Origin of the sequence: Chitinophaga sp., assembly GCF_035538455.1 — a bacterium.
Taxonomy (GTDB): Bacteria; Bacteroidota; Bacteroidia; order Chitinophagales; family Chitinophagaceae; genus Chitinophaga.
The window spans coordinates 1-7,612 of record NZ_DATLKJ010000117.1; the positions used below are offsets into that span (position 1 = coordinate 1).

Consider the following 7,612-nt stretch of genomic DNA (forward strand, 5'->3'; position numbering starts at 1 on the left):
CCTTTACCATCTTCCCGTAATAATGGTGATGGAATAAGGGGACTTAGAATTGCCCATTGATCATCTGTCAGTTCTTCTTTTCTTTTTGACATGCTATAAAGTTCTATAAAAACTAAATAGCATTTATGAAATAAGTTCTAAATAATATGGTGAACTTGACGCCCACAAACAATAGATAATCAACAACTTACACCAATGAAGAATATTTGCAATGCATTCAATACTGATAGCATTTTCACTCAGATGCTGATAACACAGTACAATGAAGGCCAAAGGCCGGATAAAAATATTAAGAAGGAGCAATTTATTTTTACCTGACTGTATGATCTATTATAAAGATGGTTAGAGTTGCACTTCAAAGCACTTCTCCCCCTTCTTCAACAGTGAAAAAGAGCTTTCATAGCAGTGGATTTCAGCCTTTCCGATGCCGTTGCAACATCAGAACTTTGATCCCGATACGCAATTTCTTCACCGTCGAAATCATTTATCATGCATCGGAAATTAAATAATCCAGTAAGCCTCACCTATGAAAACATTATTAAAACAGATTGGGTCGACTCATTGCCAGATACAGGTTTTGAGATCGTAAGTGTGCTGCAGCACGGCCAGTACCTGTACGCTGCCGCCAATGGATATGTGATGCAGCTGTCAGCCCTCACTGGATTGATTGAGAAGTCCAATAATCTGCCAGGACTTAGCAAAAATGAAGTAAACCTGGCATTATCGCAGGACGGCAGCATCCTCATTGTGGGCACCCACGGTAGTGTAGTAGCATTGGATGCATCGGATATTACACGTCAGTTATGGATCAACGATCTGAAAGGTCAGGATGTAGGCATAGTACACCTTATATGCGGTGCTAATACCGTATACGCAGGAACCGGAGGATATGTAAATGCTATTCCGCTGTCGGAGCCGCAAAACTTCCAGACTAACCCACTCAAAGGCGCAGGAGACGAAGAAGTACGGCTGGCATTATCACCTGATGAATCCCAATTGGTGGTAGGTACCAAAGGAATTGTGATCTGCATTGATACAAACAATTTTGAAGGAAACTTTGCCTGGAAAAATAGTCTGTCCGGACAGGGAGAATCAGTTGTGAGTGTAATGATCGCCGACGGATATGCTTATGCGGGAACCAATGGACATGTAAACCAGCTGTCTATGCAAAACGGCAGTATGCAAAGTACGAACGACTTGAAAGGTCTTGACTATTATGAAATAAGGTTGGCGGCCGCTGCTGACGGCAATAGCATATACGCCGGTATCAACGGAACAGTTGTTGCCCTGAGTGCTTCCGGCCTGAATGAACAATGGAGGTGTGGGTTACCTGATGCTCAAAAAAGCATTGTAAATCTCATCACCGGGAACAACGGCCTGCTCATTGCCGGATCTGCCGGGATTGTCTCAATGATTACTGATGGCGAAGTGAAATACACCAATACCTTACCCGGTTTGGATACACAGGAAGTCAGGCTGGCACTTTCACAGGATCAGCAACAGGTGTTCTTCGGCACTAATGGCTATGCAGTCGGCGCTTCCAATCTCGGCGCAAGGACCATCAACACCAACAACTGGATGGAACAACTTGGGAATGCTATTGGTCCGGTTAAATTACGCAACCTCTTTATCCCTGGTTCTCATGATTCCGGCTCTTACAACATCACTGCTAATTCCGGAATCGGCCCCGATGATGGCATTCCAGGATGGCTGCAACCATTCATAAATGGCAGTGACACACTCCGGCAAATTGCCGCAGGATGGGCAGCAGCACAAGGACAAAATGTATATCAGCAATTAAACAATGGTATCCGCTACCTGGATCTGAGGGCTGCCACCAGAGGCAGTGAAATATGGCTGCTGCACGGCTTCTATAGTGTGAACGTAGATGATGTGTTACAGGATGTGGCCAGATTCGTCAGTGAAAACAGACAGGAAATCATTATCCTGGACTTCAACCATTTCTATAGCTTCGACAGTGATTCCTATCTGAAGCTCGCCAATAAGCTGAAAGCTACTTTCTCCAGCAATATTATTCCGCGCAATTTTGATAACAAGGGTGATTATCTCAATATTACGGTGAATGATATATGGGCGAAAAACGGACAGATACTCGTGCTCTTTGATGACGAGAGTACAGTCAACTCATGCCCCTGGCTGTGGTCCGAATACGTTGACATATATAGTCCATACTACGCTGACACTACAGTTAATGGGCTTATCGCAGATCTGGACACCAGAGGCCATACATCCCACAGCTCATTCTATTATCTGCATGGACAGCTAACACCGGATACGGGTATGATCATAGCTGGAGAATTCAAGTCGCCAAGCAACCTGAAAGAGCTTGCAGCATCATCTAATCCTTCGTTTATGCAATGGCTGACAAAAAATTACAATCCTGCTATTAACATTATGGCCACAGATTGGGTAAGTGAACCTGATCTTGTATCTTTCGCTATCCTCGTCAACAAGTATTACAGAAGTTCACAAGTGTGAGCAGGAAAGAGGAATCAGCAATGCCTACTTCACTTATAAAGACGAGAGTCACTGTATATCAGCGACTCTCGTCTTTATAGTGTTCCCGCCGGAATGCCGGCACCGCTTAAAGATATACTTCCGGTAATGAAACAATAATTATTTCTTTTCTGTTTTCACACGTCCCTTCTCCGCATCAACAGATGATACGTGATTCTCATCCGCCCCCTTCTTTTCATTGTTCTTGTTGAACCTGTATGTGAAGGTAAGCTTCAGCACCTGGCTCTGCCAGCGTCCGCGAATATTGATGTCAATATTCTGATAGCGGCTGGTAGCGTTAAAGCGTGTCCAGTTAAAGATATCGGAAGCACTGAGCCTTACTGTGGCTTTTTTGTTAAGAATATCTTTCTGTATACCGGCGTGTAATGAACCTACAGGTTGCTGCACAAAAGTGCCGTCAATGGCTTTTGACGACCACATACCCATCAGCTGGAATCCCCATCCCGACTTAAATTTAACCTGTTCCATCAGCTGCGCCGTGAATACGCCCTGTTTCAACTCAAAAGGACCATTATTAATAGTGCCTTTATAATCGTAGTTATTGTAATCCATGTATAGTGTGGTCAGCGCATTGTCGTTAAGCGGCACCTGCAGATTGAGGTTCACACCCAATATCTTGCGGGTATTGAGATTCTCCGGGCGCTGATAGGTTTCATTCTTTGCGGGGTCCTGCAACACTACATCCTGAATGATATCTGTGGTTTTGCTGTACACGAAAGTGGTGGTAAGCGCTCCTTCCCACATACTGTAACTCAGCTCCACGTTGTTGCTATACTGCGGCTTGAGGTTTGGATTCCCCTCATCGTAAGTATACTGATCAAGATAAAAACGGAAAGGGTTCATACTGCGGTAATCCGGGCGTTCAATTCTGCGCCCGTAGGTCAGCGCTACCCTGCTGTCTTTGCTGAGATCATAAGCGATAAAAGCTGTCGGAAACAATTGCAGATAATTACGGGTGAACGACTGATTATTGCTCCGCTGCTCCCCTTTCAGCCAGGTCTGTTCGGCACGGAGACCGGCCTGTACCTCCAGCTTGTCCATCTTATGACGCAGGTTAAGATAGGCAGCATTCACATTTTCCTTATACAGGAAATGGTTACTAAGCGTATCATTCCTTTTCCAGTCGGTGGCCCCCCAGTCAAAATACTGCGCATTATTATCTGTAGACACATAAGATGTCTTGACGCCCGCTTCCAGTTTAGTATTGGCGGAAAGTGGATGTACATAGTCCGCTTTCAGGCTGTAGATACGGATCTCAGACGGAAGATCAGACAGGAATCTTTTTGGCGCGCCGGCAATACTGCTGTCGGCCTTGAAATACTGATTATTGAATTCCTGCTTGCTGGTGCTGTTATAAGCCAGATAATCAGCATTTACCTGCAGTTCATGGCCAGCTGAATCGAACTGGTGACGGAGACTTGTATTCACTTCAATATTATCCCAGGTACCCTTGGTGGTGGCGGGTGCTACCACCCGTGTCTGTAGAGTTCCAGAGCCGTCTTTCAGCAGTGTGATGTTGTCGTTGGTAACATCGGATGGATTATGGAATCCTCCCACTGCCACCCCCAGCGTGGTCTTCGGGCTGGCATAAAAATCCAGCCCTAACTTTGCATTGATATTCTGTTTCGTTGTTTTCGTAAAGGTATGCTGATCATAAATACCTACAATATCTTTACCACCTGCATCGCGGAAGTTGCGAAGGATATGATAATCCTCAAACGACTGGCGATAGCCGTAACCGGCACTTCCATACAGGTTGACGCGATGTGTGGCATAGTTGAAATTAAGGTTCTGCGTACTACCGGGATAACGGCCCTGAAGATAAGTCAGCACCAGGTTACCATTGAAGCCGCCTGTCTTTATCTTCTTGGTTTTTATATTCACCACGCCATTACCGGCGGCATCGTATTTGGCAGGCGGGTTAGACATGATCTCTATCTGGTCGAGCTGGGAAGCAGGGAGGTTACGGAGGAAATTAGCCAGCTCCGTACCCGACAAATAAGCAGGACGGTCATCTATCATCACTTTCACCCCCTTCTTTCCCTTGATGGAAATATTACCGTCTTTGTCGACCAGCACTTCCGGCAGCTTCTCCAATACCTCCATAGCGCTGCCTCCTGCGGCCATCACAGACGACTCCACGTTAACAACAGTACGGTCTATCTGTTGCTCTATGAATGGCTTCTTGCCAGTTACTGTCACACCCTTCAGCGAACTGGTACTGGCCTGTAGCGTTAACGGCTGTATGGAATATGTTGTATCGTTGAGTGTAAAGGCCGGGCTTTCGATATCACGGTAACCAATATAGGTGATGGTGATATAATAATTACTGAAAGGGATACCTTCGAAGTCGTATTGCCCGGAGGTGTTTGTCAGCGCCGCTTTCACCATGGAAGAATCGGCCGTTTTCTTCAGCAGCACGGTGGCAGCTACTACGGGCTGCTTCCCCGCATCCAGCACACGGCCACTGACTTTTCCCGTTTGTGCCATCAGCGGCAGAGACATACCCAGGCATGTAAGAATCATTAACAGGGCCGATCGCATAGATATTTTATACGGCAAAAAGAATTGTTTCATAGCTAATAATGTTGATTAAGGAGACACCCTTATTTTGTATACAAAAACACCCATTCAGCTTCAGGCGTAAGAAGACAGCAATGCTTCATGATGAACAAGTGAAGCTAGTTTGCCGAAATGACGAAGGATAAAGAAATGGTTGCCGGGGTAACGGAGCTTTCGTATGCCCTGTACCGTCTCCTTCTCCCAACCCAGTACCTGTTCTTCTGTGACCAGGTCTTCTGTGCCGGTTATAACAGTAACAGCTGTTGGAAATCTGCCGGGAGACTTGTACTTCCATAACTCCAGGGCTTTCATGTCTTCCCGGATAACAGGCAGGAAATAGTCCATCAGTTCATTATTTCCCAGTATTTCGTCCGGCAACCCTCCCAGCTTCTTCAGTTCGCTCTTCAGGTCAGTATCGGACAACGGGTGTAGGTGCGTCCGCTGATCATTATGAAAAGGGCTTTCACAGCCGGTCACAAAAAAGTGAAGTGGCAACGGCCTTTCCTCAGCATGCAGCCGGTGCATCACCAGGTTACCGATCAAAGCCCCCATAGAGTGTCCGTAAAGTATCCACGGACCATCAGTATGTGGTAATATCTGCTGATAAATATCATCAGCCATATGCTCGAGGTCCGATAGTAATGGGGCAGTAATCCTTGCGCCGCGGCCCGGCAGCTCCACCGTAAGCAGCTCTATCTTGCTGTCCAGGAAAGGCTTCAGTCCGCGATAGGAATAGCTGTTGCCTCCGGCGTACGGTATACAGACCAGCTTTGTTTTGTGTATCATCAGTAATTTTTTAATAACCCAACCGTCACAGCCAGTTACAGGGCAGGAACATCCACGCCGGCCTTCACCTTTGAATCGCTCACAATAGTACCGTAGTCGAACCGGATCACTCTTTCAGCACAATCGAAATAGGCATCATCGTGTGTAACGGCAATAACTGTTTTGTTCATTTCCTTCAGTTCAGGAATGATCTTTTTGTAGAAGTAAGCCCTGAAGACAGGATCCTGCTCTGCAGCCCATTCATCCAGCACGATAATATCCTTACCCGACAGGAGTGCATATATGAGTGCCAGACGCTTCTGCTGTCCTTTTGAAAGGTCGGCGTTGATAGACTGTTTCTGATCATTGAAAGTGATGATCTTCTCCAGCTCCATCTTTCTGAGCAACGACATCAGCCGCTCATTGTCCCGGTTAAGCTCCAGGCCATCATAGTTATCACTAAAGAGGCCAGAGTCAGTATAGATTACCGCAATGCGGTCGCGATAGCCGGGGTAAGTCAGCTCATTAATAACCTGCCCGTTGAAAGAGATAGTGCCGGAATGCGGTTTGTACAAACCGGTAAGCAGATTTACGAAAGTGCTCTTGCCACTGCCGTTACCACCTGTAATGAAGATGCTCTCTCCTTTTTCTATTTTCAGGCTGAGTGGTTTCAGGCGGAATGTTTCTTCTCTTCTTTCATCATAATATTCGAATGTTACATCTCCAAAGTCCAGCTCTTCAAACTGCTGTGGTAGTGCCTTCAGGTCGCCATGACCGATGGCAATAGCCTGTGATGCATTGATCTGGTCATGGAACTGCTCAAGGCGCTCCACAGCGATATGCATCTGCGTAAACTCGCTTATACGCGCCACTACAATACCCACCGGTCCCATAAGATACAGCAGTGTCGCAATGAACTGATTGTCCATCACAGCAGTGGTGTGCAGTAATATGGGCAGCAGGAATGCGATCACGCCTATCAGCAGGTACCAGAGATAGTTGCCCATCAGCTCATTGCTCATATAACCGATCAGTGTTTTCACGGTCAGGTCCTTTACACGGTTCCTGTTTTCTGTGATGAAATTCTTGAAGATATTATCGCTGCGTCTGATACTCATCTTTACATCCTTGAATCCACGCAGGAAGTCATTCACATTTTGCTGGTACACGTTAGCGAGATCACGCACCGTGTTCAGATCGCGGCTGATAGCAATATTGCGGATATAGTAAATGCTTGCTGTCACCACCAGTACAGCCAGTATCACCAGCGCTGCGGGCATATTGGTATAGAAAAGGTACACAAGGCCTATCACCACCATCACCAGCGCGTTGAACACCTCAATGAAGATGTGCGGGAAGCGCTGCAACGTAGTTACGTCAGCAGTAGCGGTTCTCACTTTCTCCTCTCCCAACGCTACATACTCTTCATAATCGGCAAAGCGTAACTTCTCGAAAATAGACAGACCGAGATCATTGCCCAGCTCATAAGTCAGCCGGATCGTATACGACTGGAAAGCCCTGGCTGTAAAGTAAGATACCAGTATCAGCAATACGTATATCTGCCAGTCATAACCGTTTACGAACGGCAACGGTTTGTTCGCGATCTTGTTATTGATCAGCATCAATAACGCCATCGACCATACGCTGTTGATCAATCCCAGCAACAACAGCAGGGCATAGAACAACTTTGATTTCTTCTGAAGTAAACTGAATAGTCTCATAAAATCGGGATTCAGAAAGTTCTTTG

Annotated in this window: 4 protein-coding genes; 1 reads left to right on the forward strand and 3 read right to left on the reverse strand. The window is 46.2% G+C overall.

The features are described 5' to 3' along the window. Positions 1 to 489 precede the first annotated feature (489 nt). Positions 490 to 2,499 (forward strand): phosphatidylinositol-specific phospholipase C domain-containing protein, encoded by a 2,010-nt coding sequence (locus VM802_RS14285; protein WP_325531585.1) that lies wholly within the window; start codon positions 490 to 492, stop codon positions 2,497 to 2,499. A 138-nt stretch (positions 2,500 to 2,637) separates the two neighbouring features. Here VM802_RS14285 and VM802_RS14290 read toward each other — a convergent pair whose 3' ends face one another. Genes VM802_RS14290 through VM802_RS14300 form a run of 3 tightly spaced genes read right to left on the reverse strand, consistent with a single transcriptional unit; the run spans position 2,638 to position 7,586 of the window. Continuing rightward, complete coding sequence (locus tag VM802_RS14290) at positions 2,638 to 5,115, reverse strand: TonB-dependent receptor domain-containing protein (protein ID WP_325531587.1); 2,478 nt, start codon at positions 5,113 to 5,115, stop codon at positions 2,638 to 2,640. A 60-nt stretch (positions 5,116 to 5,175) separates the two neighbouring features. After that, the gene (locus tag VM802_RS14295) at positions 5,176 to 5,886 is read right to left on the reverse strand and encodes a thioesterase II family protein (RefSeq protein ID WP_325531589.1); all 711 of its coding nucleotides are present in this window, start codon (positions 5,884 to 5,886) and stop codon (positions 5,176 to 5,178) included. A 35-nt stretch (positions 5,887 to 5,921) separates the two neighbouring features. Further along, positions 5,922 to 7,586: a cyclic peptide export ABC transporter gene (locus VM802_RS14300; protein ID WP_325531591.1), complete on the reverse strand. Its 1,665-nt coding sequence runs from the start codon at positions 7,584 to 7,586 to the stop codon at positions 5,922 to 5,924. Positions 7,587 to 7,612: the final 26 nt, after the last annotated feature.